This window comes from Oceanibaculum indicum P24 (assembly GCF_000299935.1).
Taxonomy (GTDB): Bacteria; Pseudomonadota; Alphaproteobacteria; order Oceanibaculales; family Oceanibaculaceae; genus Oceanibaculum; species Oceanibaculum indicum.
Map to the genome: position 1 here is coordinate 82,525 of NZ_AMRL01000011.1, position 21,396 is coordinate 103,920.

At 65.0% G+C, this 21,396-nt stretch carries 23 protein-coding genes; 9 read left to right on the forward strand and 14 right to left on the reverse strand.

All coding sequences use genetic code 11. The annotated features are described in order from the left end of the window. Nucleotides 1-119: 119 nt before the first annotated feature. The 3 genes from rpsI to P24_RS10280 form a co-directional block, all read right to left on the reverse strand. On the reverse strand, nt 120-599 hold the full coding sequence (gene rpsI / locus P24_RS10270; protein WP_008944649.1) for a 30S ribosomal protein S9: 480 nt from the start codon (nt 597-599) through the stop codon (nt 120-122). A gap of 3 nt (nt 600-602) precedes the next feature. Further along, the gene (gene rplM / locus P24_RS10275) at nt 603-1,067 is read right to left on the reverse strand and encodes a 50S ribosomal protein L13 (protein WP_008944650.1); all 465 of its coding nucleotides are present in this window, start codon (nt 1,065-1,067) and stop codon (nt 603-605) included. Between the two features lie 162 nt (nt 1,068-1,229). Next, nucleotides 1,230-1,658 carry a PaaI family thioesterase gene (locus P24_RS10280; protein WP_008944651.1) on the reverse strand — a complete coding sequence of 143 codons (429 nt, stop codon included), beginning with the start codon at nt 1,656-1,658 and terminating at the stop codon, nt 1,230-1,232. 93 nt (nt 1,659-1,751) lie between these two features. On the opposite strand from P24_RS10280, the gene P24_RS10285 reads away from it, so the two are divergent. The 3 genes from P24_RS10285 (at nt 1,752) to P24_RS10295 (ending at nt 4,540) form a co-directional block, all read left to right on the forward strand. Continuing rightward, nucleotides 1,752-2,555, forward strand: coding sequence for an enoyl-CoA hydratase (locus P24_RS10285; protein WP_008944652.1), 804 nt, complete (start codon nt 1,752-1,754; stop codon nt 2,553-2,555). A 33-nt stretch (nt 2,556-2,588) separates the two neighbouring features. After that, nucleotides 2,589-3,116 carry a CoA-binding protein gene (locus P24_RS10290; protein WP_008944653.1) on the forward strand — a complete coding sequence of 176 codons (528 nt, stop codon included), beginning with the start codon at nt 2,589-2,591 and terminating at the stop codon, nt 3,114-3,116. Between the two features lie 134 nt (nt 3,117-3,250). Then, entirely contained in the window at nt 3,251-4,540 is a 1,290-nt protein-coding gene (locus P24_RS10295; RefSeq protein WP_008944654.1) for an O-acetylhomoserine aminocarboxypropyltransferase, read from the forward strand. A 15-nt stretch (nt 4,541-4,555) separates the two neighbouring features. On the opposite strand, the gene P24_RS10300 is transcribed toward P24_RS10295, so the two are convergent. Then, nucleotides 4,556-5,836 carry a hypothetical protein gene (locus P24_RS10300; RefSeq protein WP_008944655.1) on the reverse strand — a complete coding sequence of 427 codons (1,281 nt, stop codon included), beginning with the start codon at nt 5,834-5,836 and terminating at the stop codon, nt 4,556-4,558. A 195-nt stretch (nt 5,837-6,031) separates the two neighbouring features. On the opposite strand from P24_RS10300, the gene trmFO reads away from it, so the two are divergent. After that, on the forward strand, nt 6,032-7,399 hold the full coding sequence (trmFO, locus tag P24_RS10305; RefSeq protein ID WP_008944656.1) for a methylenetetrahydrofolate--tRNA-(uracil(54)-C(5))-methyltransferase (FADH(2)-oxidizing) TrmFO: 1,368 nt from the start codon (nt 6,032-6,034) through the stop codon (nt 7,397-7,399). A 136-nt stretch (nt 7,400-7,535) separates the two neighbouring features. Here the strand turns inward: trmFO and P24_RS10310 are convergent, their stop codons facing one another. Continuing rightward, nucleotides 7,536-8,378, reverse strand: a complete 843-nt coding sequence (locus P24_RS10310; RefSeq protein WP_008944657.1) for a phytoene/squalene synthase family protein — start codon at nt 8,376-8,378, stop codon at nt 7,536-7,538. 93 nt (nt 8,379-8,471) lie between these two features. Between P24_RS10310 and P24_RS10315 the strand changes: the two genes are divergently transcribed. The 4 genes from P24_RS10315 to P24_RS10330 all read left to right on the forward strand — a co-directional run bounded on the left by P24_RS10315 (nt 8,472) and on the right by P24_RS10330 (nt 12,083). Continuing rightward, on the forward strand, nt 8,472-9,266 hold the full coding sequence (locus P24_RS10315; RefSeq protein WP_008944658.1) for a squalene/phytoene synthase family protein: 795 nt from the start codon (nt 8,472-8,474) through the stop codon (nt 9,264-9,266). Next, nucleotides 9,263-10,114, forward strand: a complete 852-nt coding sequence (hpnD, locus tag P24_RS10320; protein WP_008944659.1) for a presqualene diphosphate synthase HpnD — start codon at nt 9,263-9,265, stop codon at nt 10,112-10,114. Before P24_RS10315 ends, hpnD begins: the two co-directional genes overlap by 4 nt. Then, nucleotides 10,111-11,340 carry a hydroxysqualene dehydroxylase HpnE gene (hpnE, locus tag P24_RS10325; protein ID WP_008944660.1) on the forward strand — a complete coding sequence of 410 codons (1,230 nt, stop codon included), beginning with the start codon at nt 10,111-10,113 and terminating at the stop codon, nt 11,338-11,340. The genes hpnD and hpnE overlap by 4 nt, the downstream gene beginning before the upstream one ends. A 146-nt stretch (nt 11,341-11,486) precedes the next feature. Beyond that, nucleotides 11,487-12,083 carry a superoxide dismutase gene (locus tag P24_RS10330; protein ID WP_008944661.1) on the forward strand — a complete coding sequence of 199 codons (597 nt, stop codon included), beginning with the start codon at nt 11,487-11,489 and terminating at the stop codon, nt 12,081-12,083. A gap of 54 nt (nt 12,084-12,137) precedes the next feature. Here the strand turns inward: P24_RS10330 and P24_RS10335 are convergent, their stop codons facing one another. The 4 genes from P24_RS10335 to yajC form a co-directional block, all read right to left on the reverse strand. After that, nucleotides 12,138-12,518, reverse strand: a complete 381-nt coding sequence (locus P24_RS10335; RefSeq protein ID WP_008944662.1) for an Mth938-like domain-containing protein — start codon at nt 12,516-12,518, stop codon at nt 12,138-12,140. A 7-nt stretch (nt 12,519-12,525) separates the two neighbouring features. Beyond that, on the reverse strand, nt 12,526-13,464 hold the full coding sequence (gene secF, locus P24_RS10340) for a protein translocase subunit SecF (protein ID WP_040707282.1): 939 nt from the start codon (nt 13,462-13,464) through the stop codon (nt 12,526-12,528). 13 nt (nt 13,465-13,477) lie between these two features. After that, on the reverse strand, nt 13,478-15,052 hold the full coding sequence (gene secD, locus P24_RS10345; RefSeq protein ID WP_008944664.1) for a protein translocase subunit SecD: 1,575 nt from the start codon (nt 15,050-15,052) through the stop codon (nt 13,478-13,480). 72 nt (nt 15,053-15,124) lie between these two features. Continuing rightward, a complete protein-coding gene (yajC, locus tag P24_RS10350) occupies nt 15,125-15,529 on the reverse strand; it encodes a preprotein translocase subunit YajC (RefSeq protein WP_322095727.1) in 405 nt (134 codons plus the stop codon). A 233-nt stretch (nt 15,530-15,762) separates the two neighbouring features. Between yajC and P24_RS10355 the strand changes: the two genes are divergently transcribed. After that, on the forward strand, nt 15,763-16,623 hold the full coding sequence (locus P24_RS10355) for an ATP-binding protein (RefSeq protein WP_008944666.1): 861 nt from the start codon (nt 15,763-15,765) through the stop codon (nt 16,621-16,623). Here P24_RS10355 and P24_RS10360 read toward each other — a convergent pair. The 5 genes from P24_RS10360 to tatC form a co-directional block, all read right to left on the reverse strand. Further along, entirely contained in the window at nt 16,620-17,702 is a 1,083-nt protein-coding gene (locus tag P24_RS10360) for a LysM peptidoglycan-binding domain-containing M23 family metallopeptidase (protein WP_008944667.1), read from the reverse strand. The genes P24_RS10355 and P24_RS10360 overlap by 4 nt on opposite strands. A 56-nt stretch (nt 17,703-17,758) precedes the next feature. After that, nucleotides 17,759-18,415 carry a protein-L-isoaspartate(D-aspartate) O-methyltransferase gene (locus tag P24_RS10365; RefSeq protein WP_008944668.1) on the reverse strand — a complete coding sequence of 219 codons (657 nt, stop codon included), beginning with the start codon at nt 18,413-18,415 and terminating at the stop codon, nt 17,759-17,761. Between the two features lie 21 nt (nt 18,416-18,436). Further along, the gene (gene surE, locus P24_RS10370; RefSeq protein WP_008944669.1) at nt 18,437-19,219 is read right to left on the reverse strand and encodes a 5'/3'-nucleotidase SurE; all 783 of its coding nucleotides are present in this window, start codon (nt 19,217-19,219) and stop codon (nt 18,437-18,439) included. Then, nucleotides 19,212-20,489: a serine--tRNA ligase gene (gene serS, locus P24_RS10375; protein ID WP_008944670.1), complete on the reverse strand. Its 1,278-nt coding sequence runs from the start codon at nt 20,487-20,489 to the stop codon at nt 19,212-19,214. The genes surE and serS overlap by 8 nt, the downstream gene beginning before the upstream one ends. A gap of 91 nt (nt 20,490-20,580) precedes the next feature. Further along, nucleotides 20,581-21,393, reverse strand: coding sequence for a twin-arginine translocase subunit TatC (gene tatC, locus P24_RS10380; RefSeq protein WP_008944671.1), 813 nt, complete (start codon nt 21,391-21,393; stop codon nt 20,581-20,583). Nucleotides 21,394-21,396 lie beyond the last annotated feature (3 nt).

The window sequence follows — 21,396 nt, forward strand, 5'->3', positions numbered from 1 at the left end:
TGCCGCCGGTCTAGTGGCGAACAGTGTGCAACAAAACAGCGAAACCGTGATGACACAACGAAAAACGGGGCGCCCCTGCTGGGACGCCCCGTTTCCGGTAGTCGTATCCCTTGAGGGACTTAACGCTTCGAGAACTGGAAGCTACGTCGCGCCTTGGCACGGCCGTACTTCTTACGCTCGACGACGCGGCTGTCACGGGTCAGGAACCCGCCCTGCTTCAGCGCGCCACGCAGCGCCGGCTCGAAATTGATGAGCGCGCGGCTGATGCCGTGACGCACGGCGCCGGCCTGGCCGGACAGGCCGCCACCGGTAACGGTGCAGATCACGTCATACTGGTCAACGCGGCCAGCGGCCTCGAAGGGCTGGCGCACGATGAGCTGCAGCACCGGACGGGCGAAATATTCCTTCTGGTCGCGGCCATTCACGACGACGCGGCCGTTGCCCGGCTTCACCCAGACGCGGGCGATGGCGTTCTTGCGGCGGCCCGTGCCGTAGGCGCGGCCCTGCGCATCGATCTTCGGCTCGGCCGGAGCGGCCTCGACCGCCTCGGACACCAGGTCCTTCAGCGCGTCCATGCCCTGATTCTCGACAGTGGTCATGGATTAGGCACTCCTCTTGTTCTTCGAATTCATCGCCGCGAGGTCCAGAACCTCCGGCTGCTGCGCCTCGTGCGGGTGCTCGGTGCCGGCATATACCTTCAGGTTGCCCATCAGCTTGTTGCGCAGCGGGCCCTTGGAGATCATGCGCTCGACCGCCTTCTGGATGGCGCGCTCCGGGAAGCGGCCGCCCAGGATCTGACCCATGGTCCGCTCCTTGATGCCGCCCGGATGACCGGTATGCCAGTAGAACTTCTTGTCGGTCAGCTTCTTGCCGGTCAGCTTCACCTTCTCGGCATTGACGACGATGATGTTGTCACCGGTGTCGATATGCGGGGTAAAGGTCGGCTTGTGCTTGCCACGCAGGCGCATGGCGATGACCGAGGCGAGCCGGCCCAGAACGACGCCTTCAGCGTCGATCAGGACCCACTTCTTCTCGATCTCCGACGGCTTGGCGGAGTAGGTCTTCATATCTGCCCCAATAGGCTGGAAACGCGATGAGAGGGATACCCCTCGCTTGAGGACGCATGTCTATAGAAGCGCCGATTTCCGGTCAATCGAAAAAGCGGCGGCTGATGCAAAAATAATGGCGTAATTTCAATGAGTTAGAAAAATGGTATTATAATACCGCGCTCAGGAGGCCTTGTTTTCCGGTGGAATCGAGTAGGTGGAGGTCACATGGCACACCGGTTCGCTATCGCCGTCGGAGAAAATCGACACCTCGCCATAGGCCAGACGCCGCCCGCATTTCAGCAGCCGGCCCCTCGCGATCAGGTCACCGGGCTTCGGTCGCTTCAGGAAATTGGCGGTCAGGTTGGTGGTGACGGCCAGCTTCACGACACCGATGCGGCTGAGCACGCAGCCATACATGACGATGTCGGCCAGCCCCATCATGGCCGGGCCAGTGATGGTGCCGCCGGGGCGCAGCAGATCGTCACGGAACGGCAGGCGGGCGGTCACCTCGCCGTCGCCAACATTCTCGAAGCGCACGCCCAGCTGCCCGACATAGGGCACCTCCTCCCGCGCGATGCGGTCCAGCTCTTCCGGCGTGACCCTGCTCATCTTTTGGCATTCCTCTCCTGTTTTCTCGATACTTGCGCGATCCGGTGCCGGACGCCAGACTCGGTATGGAGAATAAGATCAGGGAGACGCGTCATGGCCCATCCTGCCCCCAATGTCGGCGACGAGGATATTCTGCTGCGCAGCGACAGCGGCGGCATCGCGGCGCTGATCCTGAACCGCCCGCAGGCGCGCAACGCGCTGTCCCTCGCCCTGATGACCGCGGTGATCGACGAGCTGGAGGTGATCGCCGGCGATGCCTCGGTCAAGGCGGTGGTGATCGCCGGCAATGGCCCGGCTTTCTGTGCCGGCCATGACCTGAAGGAGATGCGCGCCAATCCGGGCCGTGCCTTCTACGAGAAGACCTTTTCCGCCTGCAGCCGGATGATGCAGGCTGTCGTCCGCCTGCCGCAGCCGGTAATCGCGCGGGTGCATGGCATCGCCACGGCGGCGGGCTGCCAGCTTGTCGCTTCCTGCGATCTCGCCATCGCCGCCGATACTGCCCGCTTCGCCACGCCGGGCGTGAATATTGGGCTGTTCTGTTCGACGCCGATGGTGGCGCTGTCGCGCAATATCGGCCGCAAGCAGGCGATGGAGATGCTGCTGCTGGGCGAAATGGTGCCGGCCTCCCGTGCGCTGGAATTCGGCCTGATCAACCAGGCGGTGCCGGAGGCGGAGCTGGAAGCGGCGATCACGGAGATGGCCGGCAAAATCGCTGCCAAATCGCCGCTGGTGCTGAAGATCGGCAAGGAAGCCTTCTACAGGCAGCTTGAACTGGGGCTGTCGGATGCCTACGACTATGCCAGCAAGGTGATGACCGAGAACATGCTGGCCCGGGATGCCGGCGAAGGCATCGATGCCTTTATCGAGAAGCGCCGACCAGTCTGGCAAGGACGGTAGGGTCTGGCAGGGTCGTTAGGACAGGAAGCAATTATGTTCGCCAATGCCATGAAGCCGTCCTTCGAGAAGGGCAATCATGAGACTTACCCCGATGCGCTGATCCGCCGGATCCTGCGCGAGGTGAAGGTAATCGCCATGGTCGGTGCCAGCCCGGACTGGAACCGCCCCTCCTACTTCGCGATGAAGTATCTGCAGTCCAAGGGCTACCGCGTCATTCCGGTGAACCCGAAGGTCGCGGGCGACGAGATTCTGGGTGAGACGGTCTATGCCAGCCTCGCCGACATCCCCGAAAAGATCGACATGGTGGATGTGTTCCGCAATTCTGCCGCCGCCGGGCCGATCACCGATGAGGCGATCGCCATCGGTGCGAAAGTGGTGTGGATGCAGCTGGGCGTGCGCAATGACGAGGCCGCCGAACGGGCCGAGGCCGCCGGCCTGACCGTCATCATGAACCGCTGCCCGAAGATCGAATATGGCAGGCTGAACGGCGAGCTGGGCTGGCACGGTTTCAATTCCGGCGTCATCTCCTCGAAACGCCGCAAACTGCCGGAGAAGAAGTAATTTTCCTTCGTCATGGTCGGACTTGATCCGACCATCCATTGACCGAGCGAACCGCACAGACAGTTGGACCCTTGGGTCAAGCCCGAGGGTGACGAAATAAAAACTGAAACACCAAGCAGATTCAGGAATCCGCCATGACCAACACCAAGCCCGGTTTCGATACGCTCGCGGTGCATGCCGGCGCCGCTCCCGATCCTGCGACGGGCGCGCGCTCCACGCCGATCTACCAGACCACGGCCTATGTGTTCGACGATGTCGATCACGCCGCCTCGCTGTTCAACCTGCAGGCCTTCGGCAACATCTATTCGCGCCTGACCAACCCGACCGTGGCGGTGCTGGAGGAACGCATCGCCAGCCTGGAAGGCGGCCGTGGCGCCACCTGCGTCGCCTCCGGCCATGCCGCGCAGCTGCTGGCCTTCTTCTCCTTCATGGAGCCGGGCGACGAATTCCTGGCCGCAAGCAAGCTCTATGGCGGGTCGATTACGCAGTTTTCCCGCAGCTTCAAGAAGTTCGGCTGGAACGCGATCTTCGTGGATGCGGACGATCCGGAGAATTTCCGCAAGGCGATGACGCCCAAGGTGAAGGCGATCTTCGTCGAATGCCTGGCCAATCCGGGCGGCGTAATCGTCGATATCGAGGCGGTGGCGAACATCGCGCACGAGGCCGGCGTGCCGCTGATTGTCGACAACACGATGGCGACGCCCTATCTGTGCCGGCCCATCGAGTATGGCGCCGACATCGTTGTGCACTCCACCACCAAGTTCCTGTCCGGCCATGGCAATGCGATGGGCGGCGCCGTCGTCGATTCCGGCAAATTCGACTGGGCGCAGAACGACAAGTTCAAATCGCTGACCACGCCGGAGCCGGCCTATCACGGGCTGAATTTCTACGAGACCTTCGGCGATCTCGCCTTCACCATCTATGGCCATGCGATGGGGCTGCGCGACCTCGGGCCGACCATGGCGCCGATGAACGCCTATCTCACCATCACCGGCATCGAGACCCTGCCGCTGCGCATGCAGCGCCATGTCGAGAATGCGCAGAAGGTGGCGGAGTTCCTGGAGGACCACCCGCAGGTTGCCTGGGTGTCCTATGCCGGCCTGCCCAGCAGCAAGCACCATGCGCTGGCCCGCAAGTACCTGCCGAAGGGCGCCGGCTCGGTGTTCACCTTCGGCGTACGCGGCGGGTACGAGGCCGGCGTGAAACTGGTCGAGGGCTGCGAGTTGCTGTCGCATCTGGCGAATATCGGCGATACACGCTCGCTCATCATCCATCCGGCCTCGACCACGCACCGGCAGCTGACGGAGCCGCAGCAGATCGCCGCCGGCGCCGGACCGGACGTGGTGCGACTGTCCATCGGCATCGAGACGGCGGAGGACATCATGGCGGATCTCGACCAGGCCCTGGCCAAAACCAAGGCCTAAGGACCTGCGGGCGGGCTATTTCAGCAGATAGACCCGCCCGGGATCGGCGACGGCAGGCGCGACAGCGGCGCCCTGCAGATAATCGTAGTTGCAGCGCCGCGCCGCTGTCGCCGCCTCGAAGGTGCTGGCACCATAGAAGATGCTGCGCATCCGTGCCTTGCCGCAGGCCTTGGCGAAGCCCTGCATGCGCTCCACATCGTCGCGGGCCGGCGTGCCGACATGGCTGCCATCGGCGGCAACTGCCATCATCTTCAGACCGACGAACCGCTCCGGCGTGCGGAAGCTGAGCGGCTGGCGCGCGACGAAACCGGCGAAGAACGGGCCGACAAAGGACAGCAGCGTGTGCAGCCTTCCCTGCGGCACGCCTTCGGCCAGATCGACAATCTCCAGCAGGATACGCTTGGAGGAAAGCCGGGGCAGCAGCTGGCACGCCGCGATGAATTGCTGGCGCAGCGGCTTCGTCGCCAGCGTATCGAAATGTACCGGCACGATTAGCAGGGCCCGGCGCTGGCGGCCGACACGCATCAGCGCTTCGCCGGCCTGTGTCAGCATGTAGCAATCAAGTTCGCAGTTGAACACGCCGGTATGGGTCTGCTCCTCGCCCGAGGCCTTCCAGATCGGCAGGATGACACTGGCGCTGTAGGCCGAGATCAGCTTCTTGCGGATATTCGCCATCGGCCAGTAGGAGACGTGCAGCTCGCTGCGCAGCGCCTCGAAGTGCTGCCTCTCGACATCCTCTTCCTTCTTCTGCGCGGCATCGACCGTCTGCGACAGGCCCTCCGGCGTCGTCAGCGCCTCGATGGGGGTCTTCGGGTCCAGCTCCAGGACCAGCGCGCGACAGGTCACCAGCCCTTCCTTGATCCCGGAAACGCCGCTCAGCTTTTCGTTGATCTCGCGGGCGATCTTTTCCGAACTTCTGGTCGCCTTCTCCTTGTCGCCGCCACCGAACAGAATCACGATCTGTTCTTCGTTAACCATAAGGAAGGCGTCGGCAGGACCGGTATGTTTCTTGATGACCGTCTCGGCCAGCAGCAGGATCTTGTCCTTGATCGATGGCCAGCGCTCGCCGAAGCTCTTGCGCACTTCCGAAAAGCCCAGCATCTGGACATTGCCGGCGATCAGCGCGTCGGCTACCAGCTTGTTGGAGCGCACGAAGTCGAGCAGACTGTTGCGAAAGATTGCTGGATCGGAAGGATCGAGCTTCTGCTTGGAATAAGAGTCGTAGAAGCTCTGCTTGCGGGCGCCCTGCTCTCCCGTAACCTCCGGCACTGTCTGGTAGAATTCCGATTTCGGCATTCTGCGGCCTGTCTGCGTCAGCAGTTTTCCCAATGATCGAGTATGCAGGAAACCACACAAACAGTAAGCAAGTTCCTAATGGTAGCCCCGCCAGTGAATTAGCAACATCGAATGTGGTGCGGTTGCGTATCCGCCCTTGATGGCCTATCTGTTTGCCGCAACACCTATTCCCCCTTTGCGGAGCGAGAACGAATCATGATCCAACCGGTGCATGTCGTCGGCGGCGGTCTGGCCGGATCGGAAGCCGCCTGGCAGCTGGCCGAGGCCGGTGTCCCGGTCGTATTGCACGAAATGCGCCCGGTGCGCGCCACGGATGCGCACCAGACCGACCGGATGGCCGAACTGGTCTGCTCCAACTCCTTCCGCTCCGACGATGCCGAGTACAACGCGGTCGGCCTGCTGCATGAGGAGATGCGCCGCTGCGGCTCGCTGATCCTGCGCTCCGGTGACGGCGCGAAGCTGCCGGCGGGCGGCGCGCTGGCCGTGGACCGGGACATCTTTGCCGGTGCCGTCACGCAAGCGCTGGAATCGCATCCGCTGATCACCATCGAGCGCGGGGAGATCGCCGGCCTGCCGCCAACCGACTGGGACAGCGTCATCCTGGCGACCGGTCCCCTCACCTCGCCGGCGCTGGCCGAGGCGATCCGCGACCTGACCGACGAAAGCTCGCTGTCCTTCTTCGATGCCATCGCCCCCATCGTCTATAAGGAGAGCATCGACTTCTCCCGCGCCTGGTATCAGTCGCGCTACGACAAGGTCGGGCCCGGCGGCACCGGCAAGGATTACATCAACTGCCCGTTCGAGAAGGATGAGTATATCGCCTTCATCCAGGCGCTACTGGACGGTGAGAAGACCGAATTCAAGGAATGGGAGAAGGACACTCCCTATTTCGAGGGCTGCCTGCCGATTGAGGTCATGGCGTCGCGCGGCGTCGATACGCTGCGCTTCGGGCCGATGAAGCCGGTGGGCCTTACGGACCCCAATACCGGACGGCGGCCTTATGCGGTGCTTCAGCTCCGCCAGGATAACGCGCTGGGAACGCTGTATAATCTGGTCGGCTTCCAGACCAAACTGAAATATGCCGAACAGACCCGCGTGTTCCGCATGATCCCCGGCCTGCAGAATGCGGAATTCGCCCGGCTGGGCGGGCTGCACCGCAACACCTTCCTGAACTCGCCGAAGCTGCTGGATGGCGGCCTGCGGCTGAAGGCGATGCCGCGCCTGCGCTTCGCCGGGCAGGTCACCGGTGTCGAGGGCTATGTCGAAAGCGCGGCCATCGGGTTGCTGGCCGGGCGCTTCGCCGCCGCCGAACGGCTGGGCCGGGAGATCGCCCCGCCACCGCCGACCACGGCGCTGGGCGCACTGCTGGGCCATATCACCGGCGGTGCCGATGCCGAGACGTTTCAGCCGATGAACGTGAATTTCGGCCTGTTCCCGGAGCCGGAGCAGGACCCCGACCCGAAGAAGCGCATCAAGGGTCGCGAGCGCAAGAAGCTCTATACCGGCCGCGCGCTGGCCGACCTCGACGGCTGGCTCGGCGGCACCCGTCTGGCGGCGGAGTAAGCGGCCTTATGCTTCGAGACGCCCGCTAAAGCGGGCTCCTCAGCATGAGGGTGTAAACGGCACGGGCGGGATTGCAAGATGACCTCACCCTGAGGAGCCGGCACAGCCGGCGTCTCGAAGGGTATCGGGGCGAGCGCTAAAACCTCCCCCGCAGCGCCATCCAGCTGAGCCGCCAGGCGGCCAGCGGGGATTTCTCGCCGAGGCTGGTATCGAACACGTCATGGCCGTTTTTCGCCAGCCGCTTCAGATGCCCTTCGGCGAGCGTGAGCGGCAGCAGTGCCGCCAGCGCCCGTTTCGGTACATGCCGGCGTAGCGAGCGTGCTTCCGCCAGATGTGCGCGGGCGCTGTACGCGACGCTCTCGACCACCCGGTTCAGCCCCGCGCCCGGCTTCAGATCATAGAGTTCGCGCAGGCCAACGCCGTGCTGTTCCATCAGGCTGGCGGGCAGGTTCACCCAATGCTCGCGGGCATGGAACGGCAAGGCCCGCAGCAGGCCGGTCAGTGCCACGGCGGTGCCAGCGGCGCGGGCGATCCCGGCTTGCCGTTCCACCCCGCCGAGCGCACTCAGGCACAGATCGGTCAGCGTGCCGGCGGTGCCATCGGCATAGTCCAGCAGGGCCTGCAGATCGGCGGGCGGTTCCGGCTGCAGATCCTGCCCCCGCGCCTCGATCAGCCGGTCGAAGGGTGCGCGCGGCAGGTCATGCGCCTGCACCGCCTCTGCCAGCGCCTGCACCACGGCATGCTGGCGCGGCGTGCCCCCGTAGATCTCCGCGATGGCCTCGCGCCACCAGGTCAGCCGTATTTCGCCGAGTAGCGGTTCGGAGACGATGGCGCGGGTCTTGGCGACTTCCTGATTGAAGGCATAGAGCGCGAACAGCGCCTCGCGCCGGTCGGCGGGGGCGAACAGGCAGGTGAGGAACCGTTCCGGATCGTTCCGCTGTACCTCAAGGGCGCAATAGGAAAGGGCAGCCTCGGGCATGATTCCTTCCGGTGAGTTTCGGTTCTAGCCGGGTGTGCTTCCCGGCACCCGTCCTATATAGTTTCGGTCCCATCGCCAAGCACCTTCGGACCCATGCCGCAGCCCGTGACCCTGCCCGATACCGTCCATGCCTCCGGAAAGGATGCCGGGCAGGAGAGCTTTCCGGTTGCCTCCTGGCTGCTGCCGCCGTCGAAGCGGGCGCAGATCATGGCGTTCTACCGCTTTGCCCGGGCGGCAGACGATATCGCCGATCATCCCGCCCTGCCGCCGGAGGAAAAGCTGCGCCTGCTCAACCAGATGGAGGGCCGGCTGCCAGCCACCGGGGCGGAGCATGCCGCCGCGCTACTGGTGGCCTTCCGGCAGGATGCCGGCAAGGCGCGCTATGCCGACTGGGACGAACTGATGGGCTATTGCCGGCATTCCGCAGCGCCGGTCGGGCGCTTCCTGCTCGACCTGTTCGGCGAGGATCGCACGCTGCGGCCGCACTCCGACGCGCTGTGCGCCGCGCTGCAGGTGCTCAACCATGTGCAGGATTGCGGCAGGGATTACCGCGCGCTCGACCGGCTCTATTTGCCGAAGGACTGGCTTGATGCGGAGGGCGCGACGCCGGACATGCTTGCCGTCTCGCAGACCTCCCCTGCCCTGCGCCGCACGCTGGACCGGGTGCTGGACGCCACGGCAGCACTGCTGGCGGTATCGTGCCCTCTGCTGCCGGACATCCGGAATCGTGGGCTGCGCATCCAGGCGGCGACCACACAGATCGGTGCGGAGGCGCTGCTGGCTCGCCTGCGGCAGCAGGACCCGCTGACCCGGCATGTCCGGCTGGGCTGGCCGATGCGCTTTCTCTGCCTGCTGCGCGGCATCAGCAGCGGGATGGCCAGCCGATGAGTCTGCAAGCCGAAGCCGAGGCGCATGTGCTGGACATTGTGCGGCGGGCACGCAGCTCCTTCTACTGGAGCATGCGGCTGCTGCCGGGCGAGAAGCGGCGCGCCATGTATGCCATCTACGCCTATTGCCGGGAGCTGGACGACATCGCCGACGGTGATCTGCCGCGTACGGAGAAGTTGGCCCGGCTTGAGGGCTGGCGGCGGGAAATCACGGCGCTCTACGCCGGATCGCCCACGCACCCCATCGCCATCGCGCTGGCCGGGCCGGTTGCCCGCTACAGGCTCGACCGGCGCTGGTTCGAGGAAATCCTGACCGGTGTCCGCATGGATGCCACTGGCGATATCCTGGCCCCCTCGCTGCTCGAACTGCAGCTCTATTGCCGCCGGGTCGCGGGCGCGGTCGGCATGCTGTCCATCGCGGTCTATGGCGCATCCGGCAAGGCGGCCGCCGGCTTCGCGCTGGCGCTCGGTGACGCGGTGCAGCTGACCAACATCCTGCGCGATCTGCGCGAGGATGCGGCCGACGGCCGTCTCTACCTGTCGGCGGACATGCTAGAGGCGGCAGGCATCCATATGCGCGATCCCGACGCCGTGCTCGATCATCCGGCGATTGTCCGCGTCTGTGCGGCGATGATCGACTGGGCGGAACAGCGCTATGCCGATGCCGAGGACGCCCTGCGCGACTGCGACCGGCAGGCACTGCGCCCGGCCATTGTCATCCTGGCGACCTACAAGCGCCTGCTGGACCGGCTGAAGCAGGCCGAGTTGCCGGCGCCGCAGCGCATCCGGCTGGGACGGCTGGAAAAGATCGTCATCGCCCTGCGTGCCGGCCTCACGCTGAAACCATGAGCCGCCGCCTGCATGTGATCGGCACCGGGCTGGCCGGCCTGTCGGCGGCGCTGCGCGGGCTGGAGGCTGGATTTACCGTGACGCTGTACGAGGCGGCGGGCCAAGCTGGTGGACGCTGCCGCTCCTATGTCGATGCAAGCCTCGGCATGGAAATCGATAATGGCAATCATCTGCTGCTGTCCGGCAACCGCGAGACGCTGGCCTATCTGGACCGCATCGGCGCGCGCGACACGCTGACCGGGCCGGAACGGGCACGCTTCCCGTTCCGTGACCTTGCAACGGGGGAGCAATGGGTGTTGAAGCCCGGCTATCTGCTGCCCTGGTCGCCATCGCGGCGGGCACCGGGCACCAGCGCCGCCGACTACCTGCCCTGGCGGCTGCTGACGGCTGGGCCGGATAAGGTTGTGGCGGACTTCCTGCCGGCGGGAAGCACGCTGGAGCGCGTCTGGCGGCCCCTGCTGGTCTCCGCCCTCAACACGCCTTTGGAACAGGCTTCGGCGCGGCTGGCGGGGCGCTTGCTGCGGGAAACGCTGCTACGGGGCGGTTCCGCCTGCCGGCCACTGGTTGCGCGCGACGGTCTGGGTGCCAGCTTTATCGATCCGGCGCTGGCGGTGCTGGAACGCGCAGCGGCTTCGGTTCGCTATCATCACAGGCTGACTGGGCTGGATTATGAGAGGGAAGGCATCGCCAGCCTGTCCTTCGGCGATGGGCGTGTCGTCCTTCAGCCGGAGGATGCGGTCATTCTCGCCCTGCCGCCGGAACAGGCTGCGGCGCTGCTGGGGCTGGACCTGCCGCTGGAGCATCAGCCCATCGTGAATGGCCATTTCCGCTTTGAAGTGGACGGGCTGCCGGCTGGCGAGGCGTTTCTGGGACTGGTCGGCGGCACGGCCGAATGGCTGTTCCGCCGCAACGATATCCTCTCCACTACCACCAGTGCTGCCAGCATGCTGGCGGACCAGCCGGCCGGGGAGATCGCCGACCTGCTCTGGCACGATATCGTGCGAGCCCTCGACCTGCCCGCCGGCATACCCCTACCCCCGCATCGCATCGTGAAGGAAAAGCGCGCGACGCTGGCGCAGACCCCGGCGATGGCGCGAACACGGCCCGGCGCCGCAACCATCTGGCGCAATCTGGCGCTGGCCGGGGACTGGACCGATACCGGCCTGCCCTGCACCATCGAAGGCGCGGTGCGGTCTGGCAGGCTGGCGGTAGAGGCCATAGATTAATAAGGGTTTTTCTGGCCTTTTCATGCGCTTAGGATTGGCCTACATGAAAGGTCATCCGGCGATCACCTATGCCGGACGTTTTCTCGCGAGCCGCCGCCTTTTACCGGCGTCTTCCCGCGCAACGGAACAAGCCAACGAGGAATATCATGCCCTTCGAACTTCCGGCCCTGCCCTACGCGCAGAACGCCCTGGAGCCGCACATCTCCGCCAATACCTTCAGCTTCCATCATGGCAAGCACCACAACACCTACGTTGTGAACCTGAACAAGATGATCGACGGCACGCCGCTCGCCTCGAAGTCGCTGGAGGAAATCATCCTCGACAGCGCCGGCGATGCCTCGAAGGCTGGCATCTTCAACAATGCCGCGCAGGTGTGGAACCACACCTTCTTCTGGCATTCGATGAAGCCGGGCGGCGGCGGCAAGCCCACCGGCAAGATTGCCAAGATGATCGACGAGTCCTTCGGCTCCTACGAGAAGTTCGCCGAGGAATTCAAGGCCGCCGGCGCCGGCCAGTTCGGCAGCGGCTGGGCCTGGCTGGTCGAGGATGGCGGTAAGCTGGCGGTCATGAAGACCCCGAACGCCGAACTGCCGATGACCAAGGGCAAGAAGGCGCTGCTGACCTGCGACGTGTGGGAGCATGCCTACTATCTGGACTACCAGAACCGCCGGCCGGACTTCCTGGCCGCCTTCCTGGATCACCTGGTGAACTGGGACTTCGCGGAAAAGAACCTGGCCGCCTGATATCTCCGGTCAGTCAAGACGAGTGCGGGGGCCTTTCGGCCCCCGTTTTCGTTTCTATTCCACCGCTATCAGCGCGGCGGCGACCCGGCGGTCTTCCGACATCAGCACGTTGTAGGTGCGGCAGGCTGCCCCGGTATCCATCGCGTCGATGACGATGCCGGCATCCCGCAGTGCCTGCCGCAGGGCGGGCGGGACGAAGCGCATCTGCGCCCCGCAGCCGATCAGCAGGATATCGACTTCCGGCGTATCAGAGGCGGTGAAGGCCGACAGGCTGGCCTCATCAATGGACTGGAAGTCAGTGACGGGCCAGTCGAGAACACGATCCGGAAACACCAGGACGGAGCCCTCATGCACCGTGCCGGTGATCTTGAAGCGGCCCGCGCCATAGCTCTCGATAAGCTGCCGTCCCTCGGCGATGCGGGGGGTAACGTCCATCCGCCGATCAGCCGGCCGTGGTCGCCTTGCCGGCATCCTCCGACGCATTGTCGCTGTCGCGGCGGAGATTCATGTAGGTCAGCACCGGCGTGGCGATGAAGATCGAGGAATAGGTACCGATCAGGATGCCGAAGATCAGCGCGCCGCTGAAATCGCGGACGACCGGTCCACCGAAGGAGAACAGAGCGACCAGGGCCAGGATCGTGGTGCCGCTGGTCAACAGCGTGCGGGCCAGCGTGTCGTTCAGGCTGAGGTCACACAGCGCGCTGATATCGAGCTTTTTGTACTTGCGCAGATTCTCGCGGATGCGGTCATAGACCACGACGGTATCGTTGATCGAATAGCCGGCGATGGTCAGGATCGCCGCCACCGTGGACAGGTTGAACTCCAGCTGCAGTACGGAGAACAGGCCGATGGTGATCAGCACGTCATGGATCAGCGTCAGCACGCCGCCGACGCCGAACTGCCATTCGAAGCGGAACCAGATATACATCAGGATAGCGCCCAGCGCGATCAGCACCGCCAGGATACCGTCCTGAATCAACTCGGCGCCAACCTTGGGGCCGACAAACTCGACACGCCGGTAGTTCACATCGTCGCCCAGCGCTCCCCGCACCGCCTCGATAGCGGCCTGCTGGCCCGCCTCCCCGCCATCCTGCTGCTGGATGCGGATGAGCACGTCCGTTTCGGCGCCAAATTCCTGCAAGGACACCTCACCCAGCCCGAGCTGGCCGAGGGTGGAGCGCATTTCGGACAGGTTTGCCGGCTGTGGCGTGCGGACTTCCATCAGGATGCCGCCGCGGAAATCGATGCCGAAATTCAGCCCCTGGGTCGCCAGCGACACCAGCGAACCGAGCATCAGCAACGCGGATAGTGCGAAGCACAGTCCCTTGAAGCGCAGGAAGGGAACATGCGGTGTGCCGGCGAGGAATTTCATGAATCGCATCGTCTCTCTCCGCTCAGATCGGCAGCGTCTTTGGCCGCGACCGGCGCAGCCAGAGCACGACGATGAGGCGCGTCACCATGATCGCCGTGAACATGGAGGTGACGAGGCCAATCGACAGGGTGACGGCAAAGCCGCGGATCGGGCCGGACCCGAAGATGAACAGCAGCAGCGCCGCGATGAAGGTCGTGAGATTCGCGTCAACGATGGTGGAGATCGCCCGGCTGTAGCCGGCATCGATGGCCGATACCGGCGGGCGGCCGTTCTTGGCCTCCTCGCGCATGCGCTCGAACACCAGCACATTGGCATCGACCGCCATACCGATGGTCAACACGATGCCGGCGATACCGGGCAACGTCAGCGTCGCCTGCAAGACCGACAGCGCGGCAACGATCAGCACCAGATTGACCAGCAGCGCGATGTTGGCGATCACGCCGAACAGGCCATAGGCCAGGACCATAAAGACGATGACCAGCACCAGGCCCAGCAGGGCGGCGGCTTCGCCGGCGGCAATCGAATCGGCACCAAGGCCGGGGCCGACCGTGCGTTCCTCCAGCACCGTCAGCGGGGCCGGCAGCGCACCGGCGCGCAGCAGCAGCGCGAGGTCCTGGGCTTCCTGCACGGTGAAATTGCCGGAGATGATGCCGCTGCCGCCGAGGATCGGTTCGCGGATCACCGGGGCGCTGATGACCTTGTCGTCCAGCACGATGGCGAAGGGACGGTTCACATTGGCTGCCGTGGCATCGGCGAAACGCTTGGCGCCCACCGAATCGAAGCGGAAGGAGACGACCGGCTCGCCATTGTTGAAGCTGGGCTGCGCATCGACCAGCGTGTCGCCACTAACCATCACCCGGCGTTCGATCAGATACATCTGTGCCGGACGGCCATCGGCGCCGACCTCGTCCGAGGGCAGCAGGGCGGAACCCGGCGGCACGCGACCGGCCATCGCCTCGCCCAGCGAGTTGCGGTCATCGACCAGGCGGAACACCATCTTGGCGGTCTGGCCGAGCAGCGCCTTGATGCGTTCCGGATCGTCCACGCCCGGCAGCTGGACCAGGATGCGGTCCTCGCCCTGACGCTGGATCGTCGGCTCGCGCGTTCCGGTCTCGTCGATGCGGCGGCGCACGATCTCGATGGATTGTTCGATGGCCGCCTGCTTGCGCGCCGTCAGCGCGCTTTCCCGCAAGGTCGCCACGATGCGCCCGTCGCTCTGCTCGATCGTCAGATCGCCATCGGCATCGCGCAGCAACGCCATGGCCCGGTCGGCATCCGCCGCTTCCCGCAGCCGGAAGACCACATTTTCCCCGGAGACGCCCAGATCGGTATAGCCGATCCGCTCCTTGCGCAGTTCGGTGCGCGCCAGATCGACCACCGACTCCAGCCGTTCCCGGACCACCGTGTCGAGATCGACCTCCAGCAGCAGGTGCGAGCCGCCGCGCAGATCGAGGCCCAGATTGATTTGCTGGAAATTCATCCAGCTGGGCGCCTTCTCGACAACCGAACGGTCAAGCAGGTTCGGTGTCGCATAAGCAGCACCGAGGAGACAGATCACCAGGACCAGTGCGATCTTCCACTTGGGGAAATGCAGCATTGTGGCCGGAACGCTCCGATGAAGGGAAAAGGGTCAGGCGACGGTGAAGCCGCCTTACTGCGGAAACCGGCCTTACGGGGCTTCCGTGCTGCCGGTTTCGGCCGGCTTGGTCTCAGCAGGCTTGGTCTCGGCAGGCTTCGCGCGGCTGCGGCTGGTGCGCTTGCGCGGCGCCTCGGCCGGGGCTTCCTCATCCTCGTCATCGTCGCTGGCGGCCTTGGCCGGCTCGGTCTTGGCCAGCACATCGGCGACCATGGCGCGGACGGCGCGGACGCGCACGCCCTCGGCGATCTCCAGCGTGAGTTCGTTGTCATCGTTGACGCGGGTGACGCTGCCGATGATGCCGCCATTGGTGACGACACGGTCGCCGCGACGGATGTTCGACAGCATTTCCTTGTGCGCCTTCACCTTCTTCTGCTGCGGACGGATCAGCAGGAAGTAGAACACGACGAAGATCAGCACCAGGGGGAGAAGCGACACGACGAAGTCGCCACCGCCTGCAGCCTGGGCATAAGCCGGGGAGATAAGCATTTGCGGCTCCTTGTTTTTCCGCCCGCAGGCGGTTAATTCATGGGGCGGACTATACCCGGACGGACGGCGATTGCAACAGCGCCGCACTTACCGAATCGACCCTGCCATGAGACACAGCCCGTTGACCCCGTGCGCGCGCAGCCACTAGGCTCCCCGCTCCGCTGATGTAGGTGGCTTCGCCCATGAATACGACCCCCGAGCTTCTGCCCTTGCTGACCCGTATCGCCGACGCGCTGGAGCGGCTGGCCCCCCCGGCTGTGAAGGCGGTGGATATCAATGCCGCCGATGGCTTCATCTGGAACGCCGAGAGCGCCAGCATGGACCCGGTGCCATCCATTTCCCGCGTCGAGCTGCGGCTGCTGCAGGGCGTGAAGCGGCAGCGCGACACGTTGCTGGACAATACGCGGCGGTTCGCCCAGGGCCTGCCGGCCAACAACACGCTGCTGTGGGGCGCGCGCGGCATGGGCAAAAGCTCGCTGGTGAAGGCCGTGCATGCCGCCGTCAATCAGGAGTTTCCGGGCTCGCTGGCGCTGGTCGAGATCCATCGCGAGGATATCGGTTCCCTGCCCCAGCTTCTGAAACTGCTGAAGCAGGCCGGGCGGCGTTCCATCATCTTCTGCGACGACCTGTCCTTCGATGTGGCGGACAATGCCTACAAGTCGCTGAAAGCCGTGCTGGAAGGCGGTATCGAGGGTCGGCCCGAGAATGTGCTGTTCTACGCCACCTCGAACCGTCGCCATCTGATGGCGCGGGACATGATCGAGAATGAACGTTCGACCGCCATCAACCCGTCGGAGGCGGTCGAGGAGAAAGTGTCGCTGTCCGACCGGTTCGGCCTGTGGCTGGGTTTTCATGCCTGCGACCAGGACACCTATTTCGCGATGATCGAGGGCTATAACGAGGCGTTCGGTCTGGGCGTGCCGGTCGAGCAGCTGCATGCCGAGGCCGTGGAATGGTCGGTCGGGCGCGGCAGCCGCTCTGGCCGTGTCGCCTGGCAGTTCATCCAGGATCTGGCGGGCCGGCTGGGCAAGCCCCTGCTCTAACGCGGAAGTTCCGCGACGCCGCGCTGCAGGTAGGGTTTCGGATCGACCGCGCGGGAATTGCGCCGCACCTCGAAATGCAGCTGCGGTGTATCCACGCTGCCGGTCCGGCCAACCCGCGCGATGGCCTGGCCGCGCCGCACCTCGTCGCCACGCCGCACCAGCAGCGCCTCATTATGCGCATAGGCGGTCATGTAGCCGCCGGCATGGTTGATCAGCAGCAGATTGCCGAATCCCTTCAGTTCGCTGCCGGCATAGACCACAACGCCATTCTCGGCGGCCAGCACCGGCGTGCCGCGCGGCGCGGCGATATTGATGCCGTCATTGTGCAGCCCACCGCCCCTTGGGCCGAAATCGGACAGGATGCGCCCGTTCACCGGCATCAGGAAGGTCGAGCCGCTGCGCGGCGGCGGTGCTTTCAGGATGGCGCTGGAACCGCTTGCCGGCGGCGGTGCGGCGGCGGTCTGTGACTGGGCGGGCGGAGAACGTGTCTCCTCTGTTGACGTCGGCGGCTCTGAAGGTGACGTGCTGGGAGCAGGTTCGGCAGAGGGCGCGGGGCGCGCATTGGCCAGTGGAACCGTATCGTCGGCACGGGCAACAGCGGTTGTCGCGGGGGAGGCCTGCACGGCCGAGGGCAGCACCAGCCTCTGCCCCAGCCGGATGGTGAAGGGCGCCGACAGGCTGTTGGCGCGGGCCAGGCTGCTGACATCCACATCGTAGCGCCGGGCGATGCCATACAGCGTATCGCCGCCAGCCACGACATGGAAGCGCGCATTCGGCAGGCGCAGCACATCGCCGACCCGCAGCACATAGGGCGGCTGCAGATTGTTCGCCTCGATCATCGCGCGCAGGGGAACCTCATTGGCGCGGGCAATGCCGTACAGCGTATCGCCGCGCCGCACCGTCACAGTGCCCGGCATCCCCTGCCGCAGCCCATCGGATGGCGCGGAGGCGCTGGGCGGCAGGCGTGACGGGGTAATGCCGTTCACCACCGGGGCCGGCGGTCCGCTGCGCGCACAGGAGGCCAGCGTCACCGCTGCCAGCAGCAGAAGCAGAACGGGGAACGGAAAGGGGCGTATCATGCCCCTCACTCTACGAAGCGCTCGGCATTCCGGCAACGCGCGAAGCAAGCCATCGCCTACCGCGCCTTTCCGGTCTCTTCGGGCATGCCGGCAATCAGCGGCACGAACCGCACGGCCCACAGGGTCTCGGTCTGGAACCCCTCCTCCGTCCGGGTGACGCGCACAACATGCTGGTTTTCCGGGCGCGGCCCGAGCGGCAGCACCATGATGCCGCCTACCCCGAGTTGCTGCATCAGGGTTTCCGGCATTTCTGTCGCCGCCGCCGTGACCAGGATGCGGTCGAAGGGCGCCTGCTCCGGCCAGCCCTTGGTGCCATCTCCGACCTTGGCGGTGACATTGCTGCAGCCCAGCGCTTCCAGGCGCTGTTCCGCATCCCGCAGCAGGTCGCGATGCCGCTCGATGGTATAGACCCGGCGGAACAGCTGCGAGAGGATCGCCGTCTGGTAGCCGGAGCCGGTGCCGATCTCCAGAACCTTCAGCCGGTCGCCGGGATTGAGCGCCTGGGTCATCATGCCGACGATGGTCGGCTGGCTGATGGTCTGGCCACAGCCGATGGGCAGCGCGGTATTGTCGTAGGCCTGATCGTCGAAGGTACGGGGCACGAACATCTCACGCGGCACCCGCTCGATGGCGGAGAGCACACGTGTATCGCCCACGCCATTGCGGCGCAGCTCCATGATCAGCCGTATCTTGCGGGCGTCTTCGGCGCTCACGCGGGCCCCCTTCCCCCGATTCTAGTCCAGCACCGTATGCAATGCCTTCAGGGTCGCGGCATGCGTCATATCCATATGGATCGGCGTGATCGCGATATAGCCGTCGCGCACCGCCGCCAGGTCGGTGCCGGCCTTCGCCTGTTCCTCGCTCTTGATCAGCCCGACCCAGTAATAGGGATTGCCATAGGGATCGGTGCCCGGCTGCACGGCGGAGCCGATCTGCCGCTGCGCCTGCCGGGCCAGCCGGATGCCCTTCACCCCCTGCCCGCCGGTATCCGGGAAATTCACATTGATCAGCACGCCCTTCGGCCAACCCACGTCCAGCACCTTGCGGATCACGTCCGGCCCGTGCTGCTCGGCGGTGGACCATTTCGGCGCATGCTTGAAGGCGATGGCCTGGCTCAGCGCGATGGAAGGCAGGCCCAGCAGCGTCCCCTCCATCGCCGCGGCGATGGTGCCGGAATAGGTCACATCCTCGGCCATGTTGGCGCCCCGGTTCACGCCGGACAGCACGAGGTCAGGCCGCTGGTCCTTCAGCAGCTCGTTCACCGCCAGCAGCACACAGTCGGTCGGGGTGCCATCCACGGCATAGCGCCGCTTGGAGACTTCCCGCAGCCGCAACGGGCTGCGCAGCGTCAGCGAATGGGCAGAACCGCTCTGGTTCTGCTCCGGCGCCACCACCCAGACATCCTTCGACAGCGCCCGGGCGATCTTCTCCAGCACCTTCAGGCCGGGCGCGTTAATGCCATCGTCGTTGGTGACGAGGATGCGGCACTTCTCAAGCGGCTTATCGAGCTTAAGCATCGCGGGCAATGACCTCCATGCCGCCGAGATAGGGCTGCAGCGCCTTCGGCACGGTCACCGAGCCATCCTCATTCTGGTAATTCTCAAGGATGGCGACCATGGTGCGGCCGACCGCGAGGCCGGAGCCGTTAAGCGTGTGCACGAAGCGGGTGCTCTTCTCCCCCTCAGGACGGAAGCGCGCCTTCATGCGCCGCGCCTGGAAATCACCGCAGTTGGAGCAGCTGGAAATCTCGCGGTAGGTGTTCTGCCCCGGCAGCCAGACCTCGATGTCAAAGGTCTTGCGCGCGCCGAAGCCCATGTCGCCGGTGCACAGTACGACGGTGCGGTAAGGCAGTTCCAGCCGTTCCAGCACGGTCTGTGCGGCCTGCGTCATCCGCTCATGCTCCGCGTCGGAACGCTCGGGATGCGCGATGGAGACAAGCTCCACCTTGGTGAACTGGTGCTGGCGGATCATGCCGCGCGTATCCTTGCCGGCCGCACCGGCTTCCGAGCGGAAACAAGGGCTGTAGGCAGTGAAGCGCAGCGGCAGCTCCCTCTCGTCGAGGATGGAATCGGCCGCCAGATTGGTCAGCGGCACCTCGGCGGTCGGGATCAGCCAGTAATCGTTGGTGGTGCGGAACAGATCCTCGCCGAATTTCGGCAGCTGGCCGGTGCCGTACAGAACATGGTCGCGCACCATGTAGGGCACTTGCGTCTCCGTATAGCCGAATTCCAGGGTGTGGATGTCCAGCATGAAGGCGGCCAGTGCCCGTTCCAGGCGGGCCAGATGCTTGCGCAGCACGACGAAGCGCGCGCCCGACAGCTTGGCGGCAGCCTCGAAATCCATCATGCCGAGGCCTTCGCCGATGTCGAAATGTTCCTTCGGCTGGAAGGCGAAATTGCGCGGGTTACCCCAGCGCCGTACCTCGACATTCTGGGTTTCGTCCTTACCGTCCGGCACATCGGCCGCCGGCAGGTTCGGTATGCCGGCGAGGATGGAGTCGAGTTCCTCGCCCAGCGCCTTTTCCTCGGCTTCGAGAGCGGCCAGCCTGTCCTTGATATCGGCGACCTCCGCCATCAGCGCCTCGGCGTCACCGCCCTGGCGCTTCAACTGGCCGATTTCCTTGGAGGCCTCGTTGCGGCGCGCCTGCAGGGTCTGAAGCTCTGTCAGCACGGAACGCCGCCGCGAATCCTTCGCCAGAATATCGGCGGACAACGTCGCGATCCCCCGGCGGGCCAGGGCGGCGTCGAAGGCGGCGGCATCGTCGCGGATCAGCTTCAAATCGATCATGGGGCTATCGGTCCGGTGTGACGGGTGGAGGCGGCAAGGGTTATAGCCGCTTCACCGGACTCCGTCCAGAAACCGCCCGCGGCTGTTACGTTCAGGAAGCCTCTTCCTCGGCCTTTTCGGCTCCTTCCTCTCCCGCCTCGCGCTCGGCCTTCTTGCGCTCGGTAATGCGCACCGACCAGATCGAGATTTCGTAGAGGATGAGCAGTGGCACGGCGAGGCTGATCTGGCTGATCGGGTCGGGCGGCGTCAGCAGCGCGGCGGCAATGAACATGACGACGATAATATAGCGCCGCTTCTGCCGCAGCCCGTCGGCGGTCACCGCGCCGATGCGGCCCAGCAGGGTCAGCAGCACCGGCAGCTCGAAGGCGAGGCCGAAGGCGAAGATCAGCGTCATGACGAGGCCGAGATATTCGCTGACGCGGGCTTCCAGCTGGATCGGCAGGGAGCCGTCGGTGCCGCCGGTCTCGAAACCCAGGAAGAATTCCCAGGCCAGCGGCATCACCACGTAATAGGCCAGCGCACCGCCCATGAAGAACAGGATCGGCGTCACCACCAGAAAGGGCAGGAAGGCCTGCTTCTCATTCTTGTAGAGGCCAGGCGCTACGAACATCCACAGCTGCGAGGCGATGACCGGGAAGGAGATGAAGAAGGCCGCCCACAGCGACACCTTCACATAGGTGAAGAAGGCCTCGGTCAGATTGGTGTAGATCATCCGGCGCCCGGCATCGTGGCCCAGCACGTCGGCCAGCGGCTGCACCAGGAAGGCGTAGATATATTCCGACACCATGTAGCAGCCGAGGAAGGCGATGAAGAGCGCCCCCACCGAATACATCAGCCGGTTGCGCAGCTCGACCAGATGCTCGAGCAGCGGCATCTTGTTGTCGTCGGGATTCTCGGAGACCATTCC